Origin of the sequence: Bacteroides sp. NSJ-39, assembly GCF_014287315.1 — a bacterium.
In the GTDB taxonomy this organism is placed as follows: Bacteria; Bacteroidota; Bacteroidia; order Bacteroidales; family Bacteroidaceae; genus Bacteroides; species Bacteroides finegoldii.
On the sequence record NZ_JACOOB010000001.1, the window covers coordinates 142,841 to 167,913 of the forward strand.

20 protein-coding genes are annotated in these 25,073 nt (G+C 41.1%); 14 read left to right on the top strand and 6 right to left on the bottom strand.

What is annotated here, in order from left to right; genetic code table 11:
* Positions 1-69: 69 nt before the first annotated feature.
* From H8S63_RS00670 to H8S63_RS00680, 3 genes are read left to right on the top strand one after another with little or no spacing between them, the layout of a single operon-like run.
* On the top strand, positions 70-744 hold the full coding sequence (locus tag H8S63_RS00670; protein ID WP_186925418.1) for a DUF2461 domain-containing protein: 675 nt from the start codon (positions 70-72) through the stop codon (positions 742-744).
* Between the two features lie 34 nt (positions 745-778).
* Positions 779-1,225: a YhcH/YjgK/YiaL family protein gene (locus tag H8S63_RS00675; RefSeq protein WP_186925419.1), complete on the top strand. Its 447-nt coding sequence runs from the start codon at positions 779-781 to the stop codon at positions 1,223-1,225.
* An 18-nt stretch (positions 1,226-1,243) separates the two neighbouring features.
* Positions 1,244-3,256, top strand: a complete 2,013-nt coding sequence (locus H8S63_RS00680; RefSeq protein WP_186925420.1) for an alpha amylase C-terminal domain-containing protein — start codon at positions 1,244-1,246, stop codon at positions 3,254-3,256.
* 73 nt (positions 3,257-3,329) lie between these two features.
* Here the strand turns inward: H8S63_RS00680 and H8S63_RS00685 are convergent, their stop codons facing one another.
* The 3 genes from H8S63_RS00685 to H8S63_RS00695 all read right to left on the bottom strand — a co-directional run bounded on the left by H8S63_RS00685 (position 3,330) and on the right by H8S63_RS00695 (position 6,463).
* On the bottom strand, positions 3,330-3,818 hold the full coding sequence (locus tag H8S63_RS00685; protein ID WP_186925421.1) for a PepSY-like domain-containing protein: 489 nt from the start codon (positions 3,816-3,818) through the stop codon (positions 3,330-3,332).
* Between the two features lie 93 nt (positions 3,819-3,911).
* A complete protein-coding gene (locus tag H8S63_RS00690; protein WP_186925422.1) occupies positions 3,912-5,609 on the bottom strand; it encodes an alpha-amylase family protein in 1,698 nt (565 codons plus the stop codon).
* 47 nt (positions 5,610-5,656) lie between these two features.
* Positions 5,657-6,463 carry a patatin-like phospholipase family protein gene (locus tag H8S63_RS00695; RefSeq protein WP_007760629.1) on the bottom strand — a complete coding sequence of 269 codons (807 nt, stop codon included), beginning with the start codon at positions 6,461-6,463 and terminating at the stop codon, positions 5,657-5,659.
* A gap of 102 nt (positions 6,464-6,565) precedes the next feature.
* Here H8S63_RS00695 and H8S63_RS00700 point away from each other — a divergent pair, with 102 nt between their 5' ends.
* Both H8S63_RS00700 and H8S63_RS00705 read left to right on the top strand, forming a co-directional pair.
* The gene (locus H8S63_RS00700) at positions 6,566-8,068 is read left to right on the top strand and encodes a glutamine synthetase family protein (RefSeq protein ID WP_186925423.1); all 1,503 of its coding nucleotides are present in this window, start codon (positions 6,566-6,568) and stop codon (positions 8,066-8,068) included.
* 274 nt (positions 8,069-8,342) lie between these two features.
* The gene (locus H8S63_RS00705) at positions 8,343-8,588 is read left to right on the top strand and encodes an RNA-binding protein (RefSeq protein ID WP_007755457.1); all 246 of its coding nucleotides are present in this window, start codon (positions 8,343-8,345) and stop codon (positions 8,586-8,588) included.
* A 78-nt stretch (positions 8,589-8,666) separates the two neighbouring features.
* Here H8S63_RS00705 and fabD read toward each other — a convergent pair whose 3' ends face one another.
* A complete protein-coding gene (fabD, locus tag H8S63_RS00710) occupies positions 8,667-9,554 on the bottom strand; it encodes an ACP S-malonyltransferase (protein WP_022276336.1) in 888 nt (295 codons plus the stop codon).
* Between the two features lie 50 nt (positions 9,555-9,604).
* Positions 9,605-10,441, bottom strand: a complete 837-nt coding sequence (gene thiD / locus H8S63_RS00715) for a bifunctional hydroxymethylpyrimidine kinase/phosphomethylpyrimidine kinase (protein WP_022276335.1) — start codon at positions 10,439-10,441, stop codon at positions 9,605-9,607.
* A gap of 341 nt (positions 10,442-10,782) precedes the next feature.
* On the opposite strand from thiD, the gene H8S63_RS00720 reads away from it, so the two are divergent.
* The 5 genes from H8S63_RS00720 to H8S63_RS00740 all read left to right on the top strand — a co-directional run bounded on the left by H8S63_RS00720 (position 10,783) and on the right by H8S63_RS00740 (position 17,932).
* Positions 10,783-11,514, top strand: coding sequence for an NUDIX domain-containing protein (locus tag H8S63_RS00720; RefSeq protein WP_022276334.1), 732 nt, complete (start codon positions 10,783-10,785; stop codon positions 11,512-11,514).
* 118 nt (positions 11,515-11,632) lie between these two features.
* Positions 11,633-13,123 (top strand): xylulokinase, encoded by a 1,491-nt coding sequence (locus H8S63_RS00725; RefSeq protein WP_186925424.1) that lies wholly within the window; start codon positions 11,633-11,635, stop codon positions 13,121-13,123.
* Positions 13,124-13,193: 70 nt separating this feature from the next.
* A complete protein-coding gene (gene xylA / locus H8S63_RS00730; RefSeq protein ID WP_186925425.1) occupies positions 13,194-14,510 on the top strand; it encodes a xylose isomerase in 1,317 nt (438 codons plus the stop codon).
* Positions 14,511-14,630: 120 nt separating this feature from the next.
* The gene (gene xylE / locus H8S63_RS00735) at positions 14,631-16,085 is read left to right on the top strand and encodes a D-xylose transporter XylE (protein ID WP_022276333.1); all 1,455 of its coding nucleotides are present in this window, start codon (positions 14,631-14,633) and stop codon (positions 16,083-16,085) included.
* 308 nt (positions 16,086-16,393) lie between these two features.
* Positions 16,394-17,932, top strand: a complete 1,539-nt coding sequence (locus tag H8S63_RS00740) for a carbon-nitrogen hydrolase family protein (RefSeq protein WP_007748417.1) — start codon at positions 16,394-16,396, stop codon at positions 17,930-17,932.
* Between the two features lie 146 nt (positions 17,933-18,078).
* Here H8S63_RS00740 and H8S63_RS00745 read toward each other — a convergent pair whose 3' ends face one another.
* Entirely contained in the window at positions 18,079-19,131 is a 1,053-nt protein-coding gene (locus tag H8S63_RS00745) for a DUF2776 domain-containing protein (RefSeq protein ID WP_186925426.1), read from the bottom strand.
* Between the two features lie 210 nt (positions 19,132-19,341).
* Between H8S63_RS00745 and ileS the strand changes: the two genes are divergently transcribed.
* The 4 genes from ileS to H8S63_RS00765 all read left to right on the top strand — a co-directional run bounded on the left by ileS (position 19,342) and on the right by H8S63_RS00765 (position 25,073).
* On the top strand, positions 19,342-22,833 hold the full coding sequence (gene ileS / locus H8S63_RS00750) for an isoleucine--tRNA ligase (RefSeq protein ID WP_186925427.1): 3,492 nt from the start codon (positions 19,342-19,344) through the stop codon (positions 22,831-22,833).
* A 35-nt stretch (positions 22,834-22,868) separates the two neighbouring features.
* Positions 22,869-23,249 (top strand): TraR/DksA C4-type zinc finger protein, encoded by a 381-nt coding sequence (locus H8S63_RS00755; RefSeq protein WP_004295883.1) that lies wholly within the window; start codon positions 22,869-22,871, stop codon positions 23,247-23,249.
* A gap of 98 nt (positions 23,250-23,347) precedes the next feature.
* Positions 23,348-24,001 (top strand): lipoprotein signal peptidase, encoded by a 654-nt coding sequence (locus tag H8S63_RS00760; protein WP_007748394.1) that lies wholly within the window; start codon positions 23,348-23,350, stop codon positions 23,999-24,001.
* Complete coding sequence (locus H8S63_RS00765; protein ID WP_186925428.1) at positions 23,994-25,073, top strand: DUF4296 domain-containing protein; 1,080 nt, start codon at positions 23,994-23,996, stop codon at positions 25,071-25,073. The genes H8S63_RS00760 and H8S63_RS00765 overlap by 8 nt, the downstream gene beginning before the upstream one ends.

Genomic DNA, 25,073 nt, shown 5'->3' on the forward strand with positions numbered 1-25,073 from the left:
ATCTCCTTTTGTGTCCTTTTGTAGTTTATATGAAATAAAATTTGTACGTTTGTAGGATAATAATAGAAAATGATAAAGATGAACATACCTGTTATCTTTCAGTTTTTAAAAGATCTTTCCGCGAATAATAATCGCGAGTGGTTTAATGAGCATAAGGCGGAATATGAATTGGCTCGTGCTGAGTTTGATAACTTTCTGGCAACAGTGATTGCCCGTATATCTCTGTTTGACGAAACGATTCGGGGAATTCAGCCCAAAGACTGTACTTATCGTATTTACCGGGATACCCGCTTTTCTGCAGATAAAACACCCTATAAAATACATTTTGGAGGATATATTAATGCGAAAGGCAAGAAATCAAATCATTGCGGATATTATGTGCATTTGCAACCGAATGGTTCTATGCTTGCCGGAGGAAGTCTCTGTCTACCTTCAAATGTCTTAAAAGCTGTCCGGCAATCTATTTATGATAATATTGAAGAATTTGTTGCTATTGCAGAAGATCCGGAATTTAAGAAATATTTTCCGGTGATAGGTGAGGATTTCTTGAAAACCGCTCCTAAAGGCTTTCCGAAAGATTTCAAGCATATTGACTATTTGAAGTGCAAAGAATACATCTGTTCTTATAATGTCTCTGATAGTTTTTTTACTCAATCTGATGTGTTGGAGCAAATAGACAAGGCGTTCCGGCAATTTAAACGGTTTGCCGATTTTATTAATTACACTATTGATGATTTTGAATAATCCCTAAAATATAAACTTTAAAATTGAACTTGATATGGTAGTAGATACTTTAGAAAATCTGGAGAAATATGCGTCTTTGAATCCGTTGTTTGCACAAGCTATTGAGTTTTTAAAATCTCATGATCTTCAGACTATGGAAATAGGTAAGACGGAGTTGAAAGGAAAAGATTTGTTGGTAAATATAGCACAAACCAAGCCTAAAACGAAGGAAGAAGCCAAGCTGGAGACACATCGTGATTTTATTGATATTCAGATTCCATTGTCAGGAACGGAAATCATGGGATATACTGCTGCAAAAGACTGTATTCCGGCAGATGCGCCTTATAATGCAGAAAAAGATATTACTTTTTTTGAAGGATTAGCTGAAACTTATATCACTGTGAAGCCGGGAATGTTTGCTATTTTCTTTCCTCAAGACGGACATGCCCCCGGCATTACTCCGGAGGGTGTGAAGAAAGTAATAGTAAAAGTAAAAGCATAATCTAAATTCAATTCTGATATGGAAAAGACACTTAATCTTATCAAAAATGACCCATGGCTGGAGCCTTTTGCTGATGCAATCACAGGTCGTCATCAATATGTGCTGAACAAGGAGGCCGAATTAACCAATAAAGGAAAGCAAACTCTTTCGGACTTTGCATCGGGATATCTTTACTTCGGATTGCACCGTACTGCCAAAGGATGGACTTTTCGTGAATGGGCGCCGAATGCTACACATATTTATATGGTAGGTACATTCAATAATTGGGAAGAAAAAGCTGCTTACAAGTTGAAGAAGCTGAAGAATGGAATTTGGGAAATCAATCTTCCGGAAGATGCTATTCATCATGGAGACTTGTACAAACTGAATATATATTGGGATGGTGGTCAAGGTGAACGTATTCCAGCTTGGGCTACACGGGTGGTTCAGGATGAACAGACAAAGATATTCAGTGCGCAAGTGTGGGCTCCGGAGAACCCCTATAAATTTAGGAAGAAGGCATTTAAGCCTACCACTAATCCTTTGTTGATTTACGAATGCCATATCGGCATGGCACAACAGGAAGAGAAAGTTGGAAGCTATAATGAATTTCGTGAAAAGATACTTCCGCGTGTCGCAAAGGAAGGATACAATTGCATTCAGATTATGGCTATTCAAGAACATCCATACTATGGGAGTTTCGGTTATCATGTATCTAGCTTCTTTGCTGCTTCTTCCCGTTTTGGTACTCCTGACGAATTGAAAGCCTTGATTGATGCGGCACATGAGATGGGAATTGCTGTAATTATGGATATCGTTCATTCTCATGCTGTAAAGAATGAGGTGGAAGGTTTAGGTAATTTTGCTGGTGATCCGAACCAGTATTTCTATCCGGGTGGACGTCGCGAACATCCGGCTTGGGATTCTCTTTGTTTTGATTATGGTAAGAATGAAGTGATTCATTTCCTATTGTCTAACTGTAAGTTCTGGCTGGAGGAGTATAAATTTGACGGATTCCGTTTTGATGGAGTAACGTCTATGTTATATTATAGTCATGGTTTGGGAGAGGCGTTCTGTAATTATGGAGATTATTTCAACGGACATCAAGATGATAATGCGATTTGTTATCTGACGTTGGCTAACGAGGTGATTCATCAGGTTAATCCGAAAGCTATCACAATTGCAGAAGAAGTTTCTGGTATGCCGGGATTGGCTGCGAAAGTAGAGGACGGTGGTTACGGATTTGATTATCGCATGGCTATGAATATTCCGGATTACTGGATTAAGACGATTAAAGAAAAGATTGATGAGGACTGGAAACCTTCCAGTATGTTCTGGGAAGTCACCAATCGTCGCCAGGATGAGAAAACTATATCGTATGCGGAGAGTCATGACCAGGCATTGGTGGGAGATAAGACAATTATTTTCCGTTTGATTGATGCTGATATGTATTGGCATATGCAGAAAGGGGATGAAAATTATGTAGTTAATAGGGGTATTGCCTTACACAAAATGATCCGTCTACTGACAGCCTCTACAATCAATGGAGGATATTTAAACTTTATGGGTAATGAGTTCGGTCATCCGGAATGGATTGACTTCCCGCGCGAAGGTAATGGATGGTCTTGCAAATATGCCCGTCGCCAATGGAATTTGGTAGATAATAAGGATCTTACTTATCATTATATGGGAGACTTTGATGCGGAAATGCTGAAAGTAATCAAGAGTGTAAAAAACTTCCAGGCAACACCTGTTCAGGAAATCTGGCATAATGATGGTGATCAGGTATTGGCATATGGTCGTAAGGATTTGATATTCGTCTTCAATTTTAATCCGAAACAGTCGTTCACCGATTATGGTTTTCTGGTGACTCCGGGCGCATACGAGGTTATACTGAATACGGATAATGTCTCGTTTGGAGGAAATGGCTTGACCGATGATTCTATCGTTCATTTTACGAATGCTGATCCGTTGTACAAAAAAGAAAAGAAAGAGTGGTTAAAACTCTATATACCTGCACGTACTGCTGTAGTGCTTAGAAAGAAGAAATAACTCTTTTCACACAAAATAGAAGCCCCTGCAAATCATTACATCTGCAGGGGCTTTTTTCTATATGCACTCTTTTTTAGTTAAGAAAAAATGTACTTGGACCGAGAATATCATGTAAATAACTCACGTTGCGTGTTTTCAACAAAACGCCCTGTGGAGTATAGAATAACTGATATTTAATGTCGACATTATCCTGGCCTACTTTAATCACTATAATGGCTTGCCATTTTGGGAATTCGGCCATCGTTACATTATCTACCACCCAGCTTGCGTAAGATCCGGATACGAAAGCATTATAAACGGCAGGCGATAAACGGTCGAGGCTGACGAGGTCGGTCTGCGTCATAGCCCATTGCCCTTGAGCATTAAACCATACGTTTTTAGTGAATCCGTTCATTACAAAATTGGCACAATAATATCCATCATCTTGTGACCAAGCTATATCATTAGCCTTTGGATACATCTTTTTGAAAGTTGACTGAATATTACCGGAAGGAGTATTGGCAAAAGTGGATACGGATATTATCAAAAGTAACGCGACTGTCCAAATATTAAATTTTTTCATAAGCTTTGAGTTTAGAGGATTATTAATTGTCTACTTAAAACAGCCTTTTTGAATATTTGTTTGAATGATGTGCATAAAATGAGAGTGTATAGTCTAATACGTGATTTTTAGAATTTTTCCGTTGTAAGCTCCCACTGCAATCTCTGTTGGTTTATATGGTAACAAACAGATCTCTTCTTTAGCTCCCGTCATCAGGTCAACCGCTTGATAACTTTCCATTTGAGGAATTTGCAAGAAATCGAAAGCATGTGAAGGAATATTGATTGCGACGTCTACTAATTGGCTATCGAAATTGATAACGAAAAACAACAGTTCATTTTTATATTTTCTCATGAAAGTATATTGCTTATGCTCATTGAAACGCCATCCGTTAATGTTAGCATACATCAAATCAAAGAATACTCCTTGCGTGATTGCCGGTTCTTCATTACAAAGTGTAAGTACCTTCTGATAGATATCATATAGGTATTTATGATCTTCGGTGAGCATTTTTCCATCAAACTTACCTCCGTTGCACCAACGACGGATAGTCTCTACACTCCAGTAGTCAAAGATGGTGGTTCGCCCGTCTCTTCCGCTGAATCCTTCATTATCCATACCCATTTCTCCAAACTCCTGCCCAAAGTAAATCATCATGGGATTTGTATTCATACAGGCGGAAACAATGAGTGCCGGGATGCCTTTACGCGGATTACCGGCAAAGAAATCAGAAGCGATGCGTTGTTCGTCATGATTCTCAAGGAAATTAAGCATTCTTTTCTCAATCCCGTTCAGACTTTGCCAGCAATGTGTAATGGCGGTAGCAGATTCATATCCGCAGGCTACATTTCTTAAAGTATCATATAATCCTACTTTATCATACAAATAATCAAATTTTCCACGAAACAGATAGTTGCGGTATTCATTCGGATTGTAGACTTCTGCGATAAAAATAATTTCGGGATAAGCTTCTTTCACTTGTGGAATAGCCCATTCCCAAAACTCTACGGGGACCATTTCCGCCATATCGCAACGGAAGCCATCAATGTTTTTTGATGCCCAAAAAAGAAGTATATCCAGCATCTTTATCCATGTATCCGGAGTCGGGGAGAAATGACAGGTACCACCGTTTTGATAATCCACTCCGTAATTCAGTTTAATTGTCTCATACCAGTCATTGATATTAGGAGTAGCGTCAAAACGATTATTTCCGGTTGCTTTGGCCGGAAATTCATGGTAAGGCTCTGCAGCGCCGTTTTTCATGTCAAACTGAGCGCGAAGTTCAGCCTGAGGAATATAATAAAAATTGTTGTACGGACTGAAAGCCAAACTTGAATCATCGTTGGCTCCCAGCTCTGTCGTTCCGTCGGGCTGTGCATCCGAATGGTATTGACGGGCTACGTGGTTGGGCACAAAGTCTATAATCACTTTTAGCCCTGCACGATGAGTACGGTTCACCAGATTCTCAAATTCTTTCATGCGTCCCGGCACATCATTTGCCAAGTCGGGGTCAACATCATAATAATCTTTGATAGCATAGGGTGATCCGGCCTTGCCTTTCACAACGGCAGGGTGGTCAGGCGCGATGTTGTAACGGCGATAATCTGTTTGTGTGGCATGTTCGATAATGCCTGTATACCATATATGTGTGCTACCTAGTTTTTTTATTTCTCCTAGTGCTTTCAGTGTGAAATCCGCCATTTTTCCACAACCGTTGGTACTGATATCCCCATTGTAAACACAGTGATTGTTATTATTTCCAAACAGGCGTGTGAACACTTGATAGATAATTATTTTCTTTTCGTCATTCATATCGAGTAGATTTTTATATTTATTGTTATTTGGAGGAAAAATATGGATTATCTCCATATATTCCCTTTTTCTTCCAATAATTGGTTGAGTACCTCGTTGGCAGTACTATATCCTTGTTCAAAGATTTCTTCTGCTTTTTCTAGTTCCGTATTGCTGTATCCGTATAAATTATAAGGCTCGATCAATAAATCGCATTTTTCTCTTTCGGGAAAAGTATTTGCACGGAACATAAAATGGAATGAACGCATAGCGATACTTACAATATTCATTTTATAATCTTGTGCCATGATAGGACTTACATTGACAGCCACTACTTTATCACAAATCCTGCGAAGAGTAGAAACCGGAAGATTCATCATCAGCCCGCCATCTACATAATTAGTACCTTCTATGTTGACAGGAGCGAACATGACAGGCATGCAGCAGGAAGCGGCTACCCGCTCCGCTATGGTGCCACGATGGAAATGAACCATACGTCCGTGGTCGAGATCGGTTGCGGTGATAATCAAAGGGATTTGTAAATCCTCCAGATTCTTAGCCTTTAAGTTTGTTCGGAGAAAATCAATAAACTCACAAAGGTCGAATAGCCCTTTCTTGGGAATAACCAATTTTGTTAAGTCCTGAAATTTATGTCCGGAGAAATAATCGAGAACTTTATGAGGTTCATTACCATCCGCGTAGAATACTCCTGCGAGTGCTCCGGCACTTACTCCGGAGATAATATCCGGTTTGACATCATGCTCCAAAAGAGCCTGCATTACTCCCAAATGGGCAAATCCTTTAATAAATCCTCCGCTTAGAGCATAGCCAATCTGATATTTCCGACTATTCCAGCTGTTTGTAAATACCTCCATGAGTTACTTTTTCGTTAGTTCGGCACGAATTTAGTGAATTTTTCCTTATCTTTGGCATTCAGCAAACCGTTTTAATCATATAACAACGAAAAACAACCGATTATGAATCAAGAATTATCAATGAATGCAAACCAATTGGTGGCATTCTTCCAGAAGCCGACTTCTGAATTTACTAAAGCCGATATTGTTTCATTTATTCGAGAAAAAGATATCCGCATGGTCAATTTTATGTATCCGGCGGGAGACGGTCGTTTGAAAACACTGAACTTTGTTATTAATAATCAAGCTTATCTGGAAGCTATTCTCACTTGTGGAGAACGGGTAGACGGTTCCAGTCTTTTCTCTTTTATAGAGGCGGGCAGTAGTGACCTTTACGTGATTCCTCGTTTTTGCACAGCATTTGTTGATCCGTTTGCAGAAATACCGACTTTGTCCATGCTTTGTTCTTTCTTTAATAAAGATGGAGAACCGCTTGAAAGTGCGCCGGAACATACCCTGTACAAAGCAAGTAAGACCTTTACGGAAGTCACCGGAATGGAATTTCAAGCTATGGGCGAACTTGAATATTATGTAATAGCACCGGATACGGGTATGTTTCAAGCGACCGATCAGCGCGGTTATCATGAATCAGGCCCTTATGCGAAATTTAATGAGTTCCGTACCCAATGTATGTCTTATATCGCACAGACAGGCGGGCAAATAAAGTACGGACATTCCGAAGTGGGTAACTTTACTTTGGATGGCTATATTTATGAACAAAATGAAATAGAATTCTTGCCTGTTCCCGTATCACAGGCGGCAGACCAATTGATGATAGCTAAATGGGTGATCCGCAATTTAGGATATAAGTATGGATATAATGTAACATTCGCTCCTAAAATTACGGCAGGAAAAGCCGGTTCGGGGTTACATATCCATATGCGTATAATGAAGGACGGAAAGAACCAAATGCTGGTAGATGGCGTTTTGTCGGAAACGGCACGCAAGGCAATTGCAGGAATGATGGTGCTTGCTCCTTCAATCACTGCTTTCGGAAACACCAATCCAACTTCGTATTTCCGTCTTGTTCCTCATCAGGAAGCACCTACCAATGTTTGTTGGGGAGATCGCAACCGTTCTGTATTAGTGCGTGTACCTCTAGGGTGGGCTGCAAAAACAGATATGTGTACATTGGCAAACCCGTTAGAAGCTGAAAGTCATTTCGACACTAGCCAGAAGCAGACGGTAGAAATGCGTTCTCCGGACGGATCGGCGGATCTATATCAACTGTTGGCAGGCTTGGCCGTTGCCTGCCGTCATGGGTTTGAAATCGGAAACGCATTGGAGATTGCCCAAAAAACGTATGTAAATGTGAATATCCATCAGAAAGAGAATGAAGATAAGCTGAAATCATTAGCGCAACTGCCGGATAGCTGTGAGGCTTCTGCCGATTGCCTGCAACAACAAAGAGCCATTTTTGAACAATATAATGTATTCAGTCCGGCAATGATTGATGGTATCATCCGTAAGCTTCGCAGTTATGGCGACAAGACATTACGTGCGGATTTGGAAGGAAAACCACAGGAAATGTTAGATTTGGTACATAAGTATTTTCATTGCGGATAGTGAGATTATAAAGGTATAAGGCTTTTTTTAGGGATATTGAACGTTAAGTATTGGCCTATTTTCATAAAAAAGATGTTTTATGAGAAGAAAAAGGGGCTAACATAGTGCGATATCCCTAAATAATGCTTTTCTTTGCATCAACAACAATAAAGAGGTTTATTGCGATTTGATTATTTTACATGAATCTTCTCATTTATTTGAGCATATCCATCTCTAATTTAGCTCTTCCCAAAACTTTCTTATTGAATTATTAATTTTTTATATTTGTATTTTTATGAATTTGTACATTGGAAATCTTAGCTATAATGTTAAGGAATCAGACCTGAGAAATGTAATGGAAGAGTATGGAACAGTTGCTTCAGTAAAGTTAATCACAGACCGTGAAACTAGAAGATCAAAAGGCTTTGCGTTTATCGAAATGCCGGATGATACAGAAGCTAACAACGCTATCAAGCAATTGAACGGTGCAGAATATGTAGGTCGTTCAATGGTAGTGAAAGAAGCTTTACCAAGAAACTAAGACTGGATATACAGCCGAAAAATAAAGAAAGGCGTGTTGGTGATAACCGACACGCCTTTCTTATTATGTTGTTTCTGTTTATGCGATACCGTGAGCACTCACTGAACTATCGATTTTCTTAATCAATCCTTGAAGTACTGCACCCGGTCCACATTCAGTGAAATCCGTAGCACCGTCAGCTATCATATTTTTAACTGATTGAGTCCAGCGTACAGAAGCAGTCAGCTGTGCAACCAGATTCTTTTTGATTTCTGCAGGATCAGTGTGGGGAAGTGCATCTACATTTTGGTATACCGGACATTTAGGAGTGTGAACTTCCGTAGCTTTAATGGCAGCTTCCAATTCTATTTTAGCAGGATCCATTAACGGAGAATGAAAAGCACCACCTACTTTCAATGGAAGAGCGCGTTTGGCTCCGGCAGTTTTCATCAGTTCACAAGCCTTTTCGATGCCCGGAATAGACCCGGAGATAACGATTTGTCCCGGACAATTATAGTTGGCAGGTACACAAACTTCGCCTTCTGCATTTACAGATGCGCAGATTTCTTCTACTTTTTCATCCGACAGTGCGATGATAGCGGCCATAGTGGACGGAGTAGCCTCACAGGCTTTTTGCATAGCCATTGCACGTGCATAAACCAATTTAAGTCCATCTTCAAAAGTCAGAGCACCGGCAGCTACCAAAGCTGAGAATTCACCAAGTGAGTGACCAGCTGTCATTTCCGGTTTGAAGTCATCGCCCATGCAAAGAGCGGATATGACAGAGTGGAGGAATACGGCAGGTTGAGTAACTTTTGTCTGGCGGAGGTCTTCGTCTGTGCCGTTGAACATGATATCTGTAATGCGATATCCGAGGATATCATTTGCTTTTTCAAACAATTCTTTTGCTAAAGCTGAGTTTTCATACAGGTCCTTACCCATTCCTACGAATTGAGCGCCTTGACCGGGAAATACAAATGCTTTCATATTTTTATTATTTAATTGGTTTTTAATTGCGGGTGCAAAGTTACGGAATTTTATGATACAACCGCACAAATTGTACACATTTGTGCAACGGAGTCCGGAAAATGCCATAACGGACCGTTGCCATGACCGATGTGTAACTCTTTTCCGGCAAGAATGGCTTGGGTAATATAGGCTTTGGCGTGGCGGATAGATTCGTGTAAGGGATATCCTTTTGCCAGATAAGTGGCAATTGCGGAAGAGAGGGTACACCCTGTTCCGTGCAGATTATTACTTTCTATTTTTTTCTCCTTATATATATAGGAAGCAGATTCGGAGGTATATAGGAAGTCGGACATTAGATCACCTTCCAGATGTCCGCCTTTTACTAATATACTGATATGATAATGTTCCGTCAGTAGTTTGGCGGCTTCCTGCATTTCCTGAATGTTATGGATGGGGTTACCGATAAGTACGGCTGTTTCGTCAAGATTTGGAGTAGCTAAAGTGACGAGCGGTAACAGTTCTTTCTTTATTTCTTCTATGGCCTCGTCCGTCATTAGTTTTTGTCGACTGGTGGATACCATCACAGGATCGTAAACGATATATTGCGGAGTATATTTTCGGATACAGTCAGAAATGACACGGACGATCTGAATGTCATTTATCATACCTATTTTTAGCGCAACAGGTTGGAGATCCTCCATAACAGCTTCTATTTGTCCGCGAACGATTTCGGGGGACATAGCCTGTACAGTGTGCACTCCTAATGTATTCTGTACGGTAATTGCGGTAATGGCCGAAGCCGCATATCCTCCTAATGCTGAGATTGCTTTTATATCCGCTTGAATACCTGCACCTCCCGAACAATCGGAACCGGCAATGGATAAAATGACAGGATGATGTTTCATTTTAGTTTTTTTGATATTTAGGTTGCAAAGATAGGATAAAAAACGATAAGGTACAAAAGGACATATCGTTTAAAATACAATAAGTACCGGTATTTTAATCTATCGGTACAAATGCGAAAAGTGCTGATAATAAAGTGCGAATATAGTTTTCGTACTTTATACAATTACTCCTCCTACGAATAGCTAAAATACATATTGTAAATTGTAAGATAACGCCAACTGTACATATTGTATGGTATATGATATGTATATATATGAAAAACAATGTTTTATAGCATATCTATTATTTTTGTTGGGACTGCATTTCTCTTCTATATTTGCATCGTCTTAAAGAAATATATATGCATAATATACAGAAAAATACCCCTTTGGCCAACAATCATATATCAGTGGATTGTGTTGTGATTGGTTTTGACGGAGAACAACTGAAAGTGTTGCTTGTGAAACGTGCGGGTGAAGATAATGGTGAAGTATATCACGATATGAAACTTCCCGGAAGTCTTATATATATGGATGAAGATCTGGACGAAGCTGCACAACGTGTCTTGTACGAATTGACAGGACTTAAAAATGTAAATCTGATGCAGTTTAAGGCATTCGGCTCTAAAAACAGAACCAGTAACCCCAAAGATGTGCGCTGGTTGGAACGGGCTATGCAATCGAGGGTAGAGCGTATTGTGACTATAGCTTATCTGTCTATGGTCAAGATAGACCGTACATTGGACAAGAACCTGGATGATCACCAGGCTTGTTGGATTGCTTTGAAAGATGTGAAAACATTAGCTTTTGATCATAATCTGATTATTAAGGAAGCAATGACTTATATTCGTCAGTTCGTAGAATTTAATCCTTCCATGTTGTTCGAACTGCTTCCGCGTAAATTTACAGCTGCACAATTGAGAATTCTTTTTGAGTTGGTATATGACAAAACTGTGGATGTACGTAACTTCCATAAAAAAATAGCCATGATGGAATATGTAGTTCCTTTGGAAGAAAAGCAACAAGGCGTGGCTCACCGGGCTGCACGTTATTATAAATTTGACAAGAAGATATATAATAAAGTAAGACGGTAAGATTTTATTCAAGTATTAGGTATAATATTAAGTATTAGGCGTTGAATGTTATAGTATTAATTGTCGGGCATTGAGCGTTAAATCGTAAATAGTAAATCGTTTAATCGTAAATAAAATTATGTTTCTATTAGGTTATGACATAGGTAGCTCGTCCGTAAAAGCGAGTTTGGTAAATGCTGAAACAGGCAAATGTGTATCATCGGCATTCTTTCCGAAAACAGAGGCGGACATTATCGCAGTAAATCCCGGATGGGCGGAACAAGACCCGGAGAGTTGGTGGGGAAATTTAAAGTTGGCTACACAAGCTATTATGACCGAATCCGGAGTGAGTGCTGCTGAAATTAAAGCTATCGGCATCTCGTATCAGATGCATGGATTGGTATGCGTTGATAAGGATCAGCATGTGTTGCGTCCCGCTATTATTTGGTGTGATTCCCGTGCTGTGCCATACGGACAGAAAGCGTTTGAAACGATCGGAGAGGAGAGATGTCTTTCTCATTTGTTGAACTCGCCGGGAAACTTTACAGCTTCCAAGTTGGCATGGATTAAAGAAAACGAGCCTGCCATCTATGAGCAGATTTACAAGATAATGCTGCCGGGTGATTATATTGCCATGAAGTTGAGTGGAGAGATTTGCACAACCGTTTCCGGACTTTCGGAAGGTATGTTGTGGGATTTCAAGAACAACCGGGTGGCTGACTTCCTAATGGATTATTACGGATTCGACTCTTCTTTGATTGCAGATATTAAACTGACCTTTGCAGAGCAGGGACGTGTCAATGTGATAGCAGCTAAGGAGTTGGGTTTGAAAGAAGGAACACCGATTACTTACCGCGCCGGTGACCAACCTAATAACGCTCTTTCTTTAAATGTATTCAATCCGGGAGAGATAGCTTCTACGGCGGGAACGTCGGGAGTGGTTTACGGAGTGAACGGTGAAGTAAATTATGATCCGCAATCGCGCGTCAATACCTTTGCTCATGTCAATCATGCAATAGACCAAACACGTTTGGGAGTATTGCTATGCATCAACGGAACAGGTATTCTTAATTCATGGGTAAAACGAAATATAGCTCCCGAAGGAATATCTTATAATGAAATGAATGTGTTGGCTTCTAAAGCTCCTATCGGCAGCGCGGGAATCAGTATTCTGCCTTTTGGCAACGGCGCCGAGCGTATGCTGAACAATAAAGAAATCGGATGTAGTATTCGCGGACTGGATTTCAACGCACATGGCAAACATCACATTATTCGTGCAGCTCAAGAGGGGATTGTGTTCTCCTTCAAGTATGGCATTGATATAATGGAGCAGATGGGGATTCCTGTGAAGATGATTCATGCCGGACACGCCAATATGTTCTTGAGTTCTATCTTCCGTGATACGTTGGCTGGAGTGACCGGAGCCACCATTGAGCTTTACGATACGGATGGTTCGGTAGGTGCTGCGAAAGGTGCAGGTATTGGTGCAGGTATCTATAAAGATAATAATGAGGCATTTGCTACGCTTGACAAATTGGATGTGATTGAGCCTAATATGGCTAAACGCCAGGAATATGCGGACGCGTATGCTAAATGGAAGTATCGTTTAGAAAAATCAATGAGTAAATAATCTAAGTATAACATCGTGAGTAATGTGCTGTTCATATTGGTGCATTCTCACACTAAAAACATTATTAATTATGGCAACAAAAGAGTTTTTCCCTGGAATTGAAAAGATTAAGTTTGAAGGCAAGGATAGCAAAAATCCGATGGCATTCCACTATTATGATGCAGAGAAAGTAATCAATGGAAAGAAGATGAAAGACTGGTTGAAATTCTCTATGGCATGGTGGCATACATTGTGTGCTGAAGGCGGTGACCAGTTCGGTGGCGGAACAAAACAATTCCCTTGGAACGGTAACGCAGACGCTGTTCAAGCTGCAAAAAATAAAATGGATGCAGGTTTCGAATTCATGCAGAAAATCGGTATCGAATACTACTGTTTCCACGATGTGGATTTGGTTTCTGAAGGTGCAAGCATTGAAGAATATGAGGCCAATCTGAAAGAAATTGTAGCTTATGCAAAACAAAAACAAACTGAAACAGGCATCAAACTGTTGTGGGGTACTGCCAATGTATTTGGTCATGCACGTTATATGAACGGTGCTGCTACTAATCCTGATTTTGACGTAGTAGCTCGTGCTGCTGTTCAGATCAAGAATGCAATCGACGCAACTATCGAATTGGGTGGTCAGAACTATGTATTCTGGGGTGGTCGTGAAGGCTATATGTCTCTTCTGAACACAGATCAGAAACGTGAAAAAGAACACTTGGCACAGATGTTGACTATCGCTCGTGACTATGCTCGTGCCCGTGGTTTCAAAGGTACTTTCCTGATCGAACCGAAACCGATGGAGCCCACTAAACACCAATATGATGTAGATACGGAAACTGTAATCGGCTTCTTGAAAGCTCATGGTCTCGACAAAGATTTCAAAGTGAATATTGAAGTAAACCATGCAACTTTGGCCGGTCATACTTTTGAACACGAATTGGCAGTGGCAGTAGACAACGGTATGTTGGGTTCTATCGACGCTAATCGTGGTGATTATCAGAATGGTTGGGATACAGACCAATTCCCGATTGACAACTACGAACTGACACAGGCCATGATGCAAATTATCCGTAATGGTGGCTTGGGTAACGGTGGAACAAACTTCGACGCTAAAACTCGTCGTAACTCTACTGACCTGGAAGATATCTTCATTGCTCACATCGCAGGTATGGATGCTATGGCTCGTGCATTGGAAAGCGCAGCAGCTCTGTTGAACGAATCTCCGTATAAGAAAATGTTGGCTGACCGTTACGCTTCATTCGATGCTGGTAAAGGTAAGGAATTTGAAGATGGCAAATTAACGTTGGAAGACGTGGTTGCTTATGCTAAAGCAAATGGCGAACCGAAACAGACTAGTGGCAAACAAGAACTTTATGAAGCAATCTTGAATATGTATTGCTAATTAACCCACCACAGATTACGTGTATTTCACAGATTCTTTTCTTCTCTCTTTTGAATTTATCTGTGTTCATCTGCGTAATCTGTGGTGATATATCTAACTACTACAACACTACTTATCACCATGATTAATACAACGAACGAGGGTAGTAAACTCTACCTGTATTCGATAACCTCTGTCGCTATCTTGGGCGGACTGCTTTTCGGCTATGACACGGCAGTTATTTCCGGTGCAGAGAAAGGCTTGGAAGCTTTTTTTCTTTCAGCCTCTGATTTTCAATACAATAAAGTAATGCATGGAATCACTTCTTCCAGTGCATTAATTGGCTGTGTACTTGGGGGCGCGATTTCCGGTATATTTGCTTCCCGTTTGGGACGTCGTAACTCCTTAAGGCTTGCTGCCATACTCTTTTTCCTTTCAGCATTAGGTTCCTATTATCCGGAATTCTTATTCTTCGAATATGGAAAGCCGAACATGGATTTGCTGATTGCTTTTAATTTGTATCGTGTTTTAGGTGGTATCGGAGTAGGACTGGCTTCTGCAGTCTGCCCGATGTATATTGCTGAAATAGCCCCTTCCAATATTCGTGGAACGCTTGTATCGTGTAACCAGTTTGCCATCATCTTCGGTATGCTGGTAGTGTACTTTGTGAATTACCTGATTATGGGTGACCATCAGAATCCTGTTATTTTGAAAGATGCAGCCGGTGTGCTGTCTGTCAGTTCTGAATCTGATATGTGGACTGTGTATGAAGGATGGCGTTACATGTTCGGTTCGGAGGCTTTCCCTGCCGCTTTCTTTGGACTGTTATTGTTCTTTGTTCCGAAAACACCTCGCTATCTTGTTTTGATACAGCAGGATGGAAAGGCCTACTCAATTCTGGAAAAGATCAATGGTAAGACAAAAGCACAGGAAATCCTTAATGATATTAAAGCTACCGCTCACGAAAAGACAGAGAAGATATTTACTTATGGAGTGGCGGTAATTGTGATCGGTATTCTGCTATCTGTATTCCAGCAAGCTATCGGTATTAATGCCGTGCTATATTATGCTCCTCGTATTTTTGAAAATGCAGGTGCGGAAGGCGGCGGTATGATGCAAACGGTTATTATGGGTATTGTAAACATTGTCTTTACACTGGTTGCTATCTTCACTGTAGACCGCTTCGGACGTAAACCATTGTTGATAATCGGTTCTATCGGTATGGCTGTTGGTGCATTTGCAGTGGCGATGTGTGACAGTATGGCAATAAAGGGGATCCTTCCGGTGCTTTCAGTGATTGTGTATGCAGCATTCTTCATGATGTCCTGGGGACCGATTTGCTGGGTATTGATCGCGGAGATCTTCCCGAACACCATCCGAGGTAAAGCGGTGGCAATCGCTGTGGCTTTCCAATGGATATTTAACTATATTGTATCTTCTACTTTCCCGGCATTGTACGATTTCAGCCCAATGTTTGCATATAGTTTATACGGCATTATTTGTGTGGCTGCTGCTATCTTCGTTTGGCGTTGGGTACCCGAAACAAAAGGGAAGACACTGGAAGATATGAGCAAACTTTGGAAGAAAAATAAATAGGTTAGTGTAATTTCATCGTGTCATTATGACTTTGCTCTCTTGACATGACTCTATTGAGATTATGACATCGTACCAATCAATGGTATGGTGTCATAATTGTTTGTATATGCAATAAACAGATCTGCAATGTGTTATGTAGACTTAAATAAAAGCATTCATTTTCCATAGCTAAAGCACTGCTTTAGCTTAGTTAAAGCGGTGCTTTCCCTCTCTTAAAGCGGTGCTTTTTCTTTTTTCTAGCTTTGAACAGTATCTTTTCTATAAATAGCTATACCTTTGCACTATCTTTTATAAAAACACGTATTGTTATGGAACAACATCCGATAAAAATTAATAAAGTGCAGATACGCAATCTTCAGATAGAAGATTACGCACAGTTATCTCAATCGTTTACCCGCGTTTATTCAGATGGTAGCGATGTATTTTGGACTCACGCCCAAATTCAGAAGTTAATCAATATTTTCCCGGAAGGACAGATTGTTACGGTTGTCGATGATAAAATTGTGGGTTGTGCCCTGTCTATTATTGTCGATTATGATAAAGTGAAGAATGACCATACGTATGCGCAAGTGACAGGCAAGGAAACATTCAACACGCATAATCCTAAAGGAAATATCCTCTACGGCATTGAAGTGTTTATTCATCCGGGTTATCGTGGTTTGCGTCTGGCACGTCGTATGTATGAATACCGTAAGGAACTTTGCGAAACATTGAATCTGAAAGCTATTATGTTTGGTGGACGTATCCCCAATTATCATAAATATGCTGATAAGATGCGTCCGAAAGAATACATCGAACGTGTGCGTCAGCGCGAAATCTATGATCCGGTTCTAACTTTTCAGTTGTCAAATGATTTTCATGTCCGTAAAGTTATGACCAATTATCTTCCTAATGACGAAGAATCGAAACATTATGCTTGTTTGTTGCAATGGGATAATATTTATTATCAGCCACCTACGCAGGAATATATTAATCCGAAAACAACAGTCCGTGTAGGCTTGGTGCAGTGGCAGATGCGTAGTTATAAGACATTGGATGATTTGTTTGAGCAAGTAGAGTTTTTCGTGGACGCAGTATCGGATTATAAAAGTGATTTTGTCCTTTTCCCGGAGTATTTCAATGCTCCTTTGATGTCGAAGTATAATGATAAAGGAGAATCTCAGGCCATTCGTGGGCTTGCGAAGTACACAGAGGAAATTCGCGACAGATTTATCAATCTGGCAATCAGTTATAATATCAATATTATTACCGGAAGTATGCCGTATGTCAAAGAAGACGGACTTTTATACAATGTAGGATTCCTTTGTCGTCGGGACGGTACATACGAAATGTATGAAAAAATGCATGTCACTCCGGATGAAATCAAGAGTTGGGGGTTGAGTGGCGGTAAGTTGTTGCAGACATTTGATACCGATTGCGCTAAAATCGGAGTTTTAATTTGTTATGATGTAGAGTTTCCCGAGCTATCCCGTTTGATGGCGGATCAAGGGATGCAGATATTATTTGTGCCTTTCCTGACCGATACGCAGAATGCTTATTCCCGTGTCCGGGTATGTGCGCAGGCACGCGCTATTGAAAATGAATGTTTTGTAGTTATTGCGGGAAGTGTGGGGAATCTTCCTCGTGTACATAATATGGATATTCAATATGCCCAGTCCGGTGTCTTCACTCCCTGCGACTTTGCTTTCCCGACTGACGGAAAGAGAGCGGAAGCGACTCCTAATACCGAGATGATTCTTGTTTCGGATGTGGATCTGGATTTATTGAATGAACTGCATACTTATGGTAGCGTACGTAATCTGAAAGATCGCAGAAGTGATGTTTATGAAGTAAGACTAAAAAAATAAGACAGTGGCTCAAAGTTCACCACAGATTACACGGATTGGCACAGATTATTCCTATTGGATTATTTCTATTAAGAATGAATCCTTTAATCTTTAATCTGTGAAGGTTCGTGTAATCTGTGGTAAAAGAGCTTTGATTTATTCCCGTTTTATCCCTTCCCGGAAGTACCGCTTTCGAGGATACTGACGATGGAGAATAAGGTAAAACAGATAGCTCCCAGTCCTGATAAGACGCGGGCGGGAATGAAATAATCCGAATGTACTGTGGCAAGTTCAAATACAAATGCAGCCAAGAATAAGCAAGCCAATGCAGTCAGTACCGGAATCAAAGGAATGCGGTTGGCTAATTTGAATTCATGTCTCCATATTTTTGCCAGGAGGATTACTTTACTGGAGATACTGTAACATACTAAACCAAGCCCAAGCATGATATAGCCTGTAGTACCGTTTGTACTTCCTGAGTCCGCGAAAATTACAAAAAGCCCCCAAATGAAGGAAAGAGATCCCATCAGTAACACTAACTTCGGCCATTGTGAACGTTCTTTTTCCGAATATACATTACGTATCTGTCGGGCTATAGTAGCTACTAACGCAATCAGGCTGGTACAAATACATGCAAGACCTACCATTACATGGCCTGCCACAAAGTAAGCCGGATGAACGTGGCTGTTGGCTAATAAAACAAATGCCCATATCCATGCAACCAAAGATATGGTGATTACAACGGCTTCCATCGTACGTTCTTCACCCAAGGAAAAAGCTCCTTTCGGAATTTCATGCCCTGTGCTTTTAGAGTTTCCGGGAATAAAAGAAAAGCGGGTGGAAGAGGTGGCGGCAGTGGCTACGCAGCCTGTAATAAATCCGACACCGGTTATTACATGACCGGCAACGAATGCTGAAGGAGAATCAGCTCCACTGAAGATGCATATTCCTGTGATGATTGTCGCAATAGCTGCCAGATAACCAAGGATCGGCAATCCATATTTTGCGGCTCGGTTATAAGTATGTATGATTTGCCGGATAATGGTAGCCGCCGTACAGAACAGCGCAATACATATCATGCCTAGTGAAAAAACGACGGGGCCTGCCACAACGCGACCTCCTGCATCTCCGTAACCGTAAATGAATGCTCCGTATCCGAAGCAAAAGAGTGCCATCACCAAAGGGATTGCTCTGAATAAAATACTAATACCGTAATTCATAAGATAAGTGCTTTTAGGTTTTTCAGTAGAACAAGGATAGGGCTGTTTTGTTTAGGTCACAGGCAGTTTAAATCGTTAACTTTATAGGATTCCGATTAAAAGTCTTTGCTTTTTGCTCAACTAAACAAATGTTTTTGTAAATTTGCACCCTTAAAAACGGGGATACCCCTCAAAGTGTAAATTGTAAATAGTAAAATCGTAGATATAGCTATGGGTAAGAGATTTACTGAGTATTCGCAGTTTGACCTTTCACAGGTGAACAAAGATGTGCTGAAGAAATGGGACGAAAACCAGGTTTTCGCCAAGAGTATGACAGAACGTGATGGCTGTCCTTCGTTCGTTTTTTTTGAAGGACCTCCCTCGGCTAATGGTATGCCGGGTATTCACCATGTAATGGCCCGTACGATTAAGGATATTTTCTGCCGTTACAAAACGATGAAAGGGTATCAGGTAAAGCGTAAAGCCGGATGGGATACGCATGGACTGCCTGTAGAATTGGGTGTAGAAAAGGCGTTGGGTATCACAAAGGAGGACATCGGCAAGAAAATCTCCGTAGCCGAATATAATGCTGCTTGTCGCAAGGATGTGATGAAGTTTACTAAAGAATGGGAGGACTTGACTCACAAGATGGGATATTGGGTGGATATGAAACATCCCTATATCACGTATGACAACCGTTATATTGAAACCCTTTGGTGGCTGTTAAAGCAATTATATAAGAAAGGATTGTTGTATAAAGGGTATACCATCCAGCCGTATTCTCCGGCAGCAGGAACGGGACTGAGCTCTCATGAGCTGAACCAGCCGGGATGTTACCGGGATGTGAAGGATACGACGATGGTTGCCCAATTCAAGATAAAGAACCCGAAACCGGAAATGACCGGATGGGGAACTCCTTATTTCCTTGCTTGGACCACCACTCCATGGACATTGCCTTCAAACACGGCACTCTGTGTCGGCCCGAAATTTGATTATGTGGTTGTACAGTCATACAATACATATAATGGAGAACCGATTACGGTTGTTTTGGCTAAGGCGTTGTTAAATACTCACTTTAATCCGAAAGCTGCGGACCTGAATCTGGAAGATTACAAACCGGGAGATAAGCTGGTTCCGTTCAAGGTAGTGGCCGAATATAAAGGTACGGAACTGGTGGGCATGGAATATGAACAACTCATTCCTTGGGTGAAACCGATAGAGGTTTCCGAAGATGGAATGTGGAAAGTCAGCGATAAAGGCTTCCGGGTTATTCAAGGGGATTATGTGACGACAGAAGACGGTACGGGTATCGTGCACATTGCACCGACTTTTGGTGCGGATGATGCGAATGTGGCACGTGCGGCAGGTATTCCGTCATTGTTCATGATAAATAAGAAAGGTGAAACCCGCCCGATGGTAGATCTTACCGGTAAGTTCTATTTGTTGGATGAACTGGATGAAAGATTCGTCAAGGAATGCGTGGATGTAGATGAATATAAGGAATATCAAGGCGCATGGGTGAAGAATGCTTATGACCCGCAGTTTACGGTGGACGGAAAATATGATGAGAAGGCTGCTCAGGCTGCCGAATCTTTGGATATTGCTCTTTGCATGATGATGAAGGCTGGTAAGCAAGCTTTCAAAATAGAAAAGCACGTCCATAACTATCCGCACTGTTGGCGTACAGACAAACCAGTACTTTATTATCCGTTGGATAGCTGGTTTATCCGTTCTACAGCTTGCAAGGAGCGTATGATGGAGTTGAACAAGACTATCAACTGGAAACCGGAGTCTACCGGAACAGGACGCTTCGGTAAATGGCTGGAGAACTTGAATGACTGGAACTTAAGCCGTTCGCGTTATTGGGGAACTCCGCTTCCTATCTGGCGCACGGAAGATAATACGGACGAAAAGTGTATTGAATCCGTAGAGGAACTTTATAATGAAATAGAGAAATCGGTGGCTGCCGGATTCATGCAGTCGAACCCGTATAAGGATAAGGGATTTGTTCCGGGTGAATATACGGAGCAGAACTATGACAAGATTGACCTTCACCGCCCGTACGTGGATGACATTATTCTGGTTTCTAAAGACGGTAAGCCGATGAAGCGTGAAATGGACTTGATAGATGTTTGGTTCGATTCTGGTTCAATGCCATACGCACAGATCCATTATCCGTTTGAAAACAAGGAACTGTTGGATAGCCGTCAGGTATATCCTGCCGATTTCATTGCAGAAGGAGTGGATCAGACACGCGGATGGTTCTTCACATTGCATGCGATTGCCACTATGGTATTCGACAGTGTATCTTATAAAGCGGTAATTTCTAACGGATTAGTGTTGGATAAGAACGGTAACAAGATGTCCAAACGTTTGGGTAATGCTGTCGATCCGTTTAGTACAATTGAGAAATATGGTTCTGACCCGTTGCGCTGGTATATGATTACCAACTCGTCTCCGTGGGATAACTTGAAATTCGATGTAGATGGAATAGAAGAAGTCCGCCGTAAATTCTTCGGTACTTTATATAATACCTATTCGTTCTTTGCGCTTTATGCCAATGTTGACGGATTTGAATATAAGGAAGCGGATGTGCCGATGGCGGAACGTCCGGAAATCGACCGTTGGATTCTGTCTGTGTTGAACACGTTGATAAAAGAGGTAGATACCTGTTATAATGAATATGAGCCGACAAAGGCTGGACGTTTGATTTCCGACTTTGTGAATGATAATTTGTCCAATTGGTACGTTCGTCTGAATCGTAAACGTTTCTGGGGTGGTGAATTTACACAAGATAAACTGTCTGCATACCAGACATTGTATATATGTCTTGAGACAGTGGCTAAATTGATGTCGCCGATAGCTCCGTTCTATGCCGACAGGTTGTACACAGACTTGATTACAGCGACAGGACGTGATAATGTTGTGTCTGTCCATTTGGCTAAATTCCCGGAATACCAGGAAAATAGCATAGATAAAGAACTGGAAGCCCGTATGAAAATGGCGCAGGATGTAACGTCTATGGTATTGGCATTACGTCGTAAAGTGAATATCAAAGTGCGCCAACCTCTGCAATGTATCATGGTTCCGGTGGTAGATGAAGAACAGAAAGCCCATATCGAAGCGGTGAAGAACTTGATAATGAATGAAGTTAATGTCAAGGAAGTTAAATTTGTAGATGGTGCTGCTGGTGTATTGGTAAAGAAGGTGAAATGCGACTTTAAGAAATTGGGTCCGAAGTTTGGAAAACAAATGAAAGCAGTGGCTGCTGCTGTTGCCGGAATGTCGCAGGAAGCTATCGCCGAGCTGGAAAAGAATGGAAAATATGTGCTGAACCTGGATGGAGCGGAAGCTGTTATTGAAGCAGCGGATGTGGAAATCTTCAGTGAGGATATTCCGGGATGGCTGGTTGCCAATGAAGGTAAGCTGACCGTTGCGCTTGAAGTAACCGTTACCGAAGAGTTGCGCCGGGAGGGCATTGCCCGTGAATTGGTAAATCGTATTCAAAATATACGAAAATCAAGCGGTTTTGAGATTACAGACAAAATAAAAATAACAATCTCGAAAAATACGCAAACAGATGATGCGGTAAAAGAATATAATACTTATATTTGTAACCAAGTTTTAGGCACATCTTTAGGACTTGTAGATGAAGTGAAAGACGGTACAGAGCTTAACTTTGACGATTTTTCACTGTTCGTGAATGTGATAAAAGACTACTAATACTATATTGATTAACCTTTTAAAATTGTAAGATTATGGCAGAAAAGACTAGATACTCAGATGCGGAACTCGAAGAATTCCGTGCCATTATTATGGAGAAACTGGAATTGGCCCAACGTGACTATGAACAGTTGAAGAAGAGTTTGATGGGATTGGACGGTAATGATACCGATGATACGTCTCCTACCTATAAAGTGTTGGAAGAAGGTGCGAATACGCTATCCAAAGAAGAAACAACCCGTCTGGCACAGCGCCAGTTGAAGTTCATACAAGGATTGCAGGCAGCTTTGGTACGTATTGAGAATAAGACGTATGGTATCTGTCGTGAAACAGGAAAGTTGATTCCGGCAGAACGTCTGCGTGCTGTTCCTCATGCTACATTAAGCATTGAAGCAAAAAACAGCGGTAAAAAATAATAGATAGCTACACAAGCTACGAGTGACGAGCTACAAGTAGCTGCGCAAAGTTTACGCACGGCACTTGTAGCTCGTTATGTTTAATTTATAATGAACACATGAAGAAACTATTCACGAAAGGGAGAATCGCTCTGCTCGTTATCTTTTCCGTATTGATTATTGACCAGATCATTAAAATCTGGATTAAAACTCATATGTATTGGCATGAAAGCATACGTGTGACGGATTGGTTTTATATCTATTTCACCGAAAACAATGGAATGGCTTTCGGTATGGAGATTTTTGGGAAGTTGTTCCTGACCACTTTCCGTATTGTTGCGGTAGCGTTGATAGGGTGGTATCTCTACAAGATAATAAAAAAAGGATTCAAAACAGGCTATATTGTTTGTGTGGCTTTGATTTTGACCGGTGCTTTGGGTAATATTATAGATAGTGTCTTTTATGGAGTGATCTTCAATGAAAGCACACATTCGCAGATTGCGAGCTTTATGCCCGAAGGAGGAGGATATTCTACCTGGTTCTACGGTAAAGTTGTGGATATGTTCTACTTCCCGATTATAGATACGAACTGGCCTGCTTGGATGCCGTTTGTGGGTGGCGAGCATTTTATATTCTTTAGTCCGATCTTTAATTTTGCTGATGCTGCTATTAGCTGTGGTATCATTGCTTTATTGCTTTTTTATAGTAAATATCTGAATGAGTCATATCATTCGTTGGATAAGGAAGAAAAGAAAAGTGTGAATCATGAATAATAAGTTTCGGTTTCATCTGTGTCTTGTCTGCATAGTGGTTTTTGCGGTAGCCGGGTGTAAAGTGAAAAGACCCGGTGGGGTAATCCCTGAATCAGAGATGGAGAATTTGTTATACGATTACCATCTGGCAAAGTCTATGGGGGATAACCTTCCTTATAGCGAGAACTATAAGAAAGCGTTGTATCTTGATGCCGTCTTTCGGAAACACGGAACTACGCAGGCTGTGTTTGATTCGTCTATGGTGTGGTACACACGTAACACAGAAGTGTTGTCGAAAGTTTATGAGAAGGTAAAGGTACGTTTGAAAAGTGAGCAGGAACTTGTTGGCGATCTGATAGCCAAGCGTGATAAGAAACCGAAAACAACCAAACAAGGAGACAGTATTGATGTATGGCCGTGGCAGCGTATGGTGCGCCTCACAGGTGAGATGATGAACAATCAATATGTGTTTACCTTGCCGACTGACTCTAACTATAAAGATCGGGATACGTTGGTGTGGAAAGTGCGGTATCGTTTTCTGGAACCGATGTTGGCCGATTCTTTAAGAACTGTCACTATGGCAATGCAGGTGATTTACGAGAAAGATACAGTTAGTCATTGGACAATAGTGACCGAACCCGGTGTTCAGAAAATCCGTCTTTTTGCAGATACATTGGGACAGATGAAAGAGATAAAAGGCTTCATTTATTATCCGTTGGAAAGACAGGAAAAAGCAGGGGCATTGTTGGCCGATTGCTTTAGCATGACCCGTTATCATTGTACGGATACACTTGCTTTTGCTGTCCGTGATTCACTGAATAAGATAAAAGCTTTGGAAGCTGATTCTTTGAAGAAACTCTCCGATCATAAGGCTGATTCTTTGAAGAAAGTAGTGGAGAAGGAGAAGGGTAAAGAAGATGTTCAACGATTGACACCGGAAGAAATGAACCGCCGCCGTACGGGAACACATCGTGAGAAGAAGCCGGAGCAGATCGAAGTGGAACAACATATCCAGCAGGAAAGAATGGAACAGCGCAAGGAACGCCAGATGAATCAACGTAGGCGTCAGCAGCAAAGACGTCAAACACGTTAG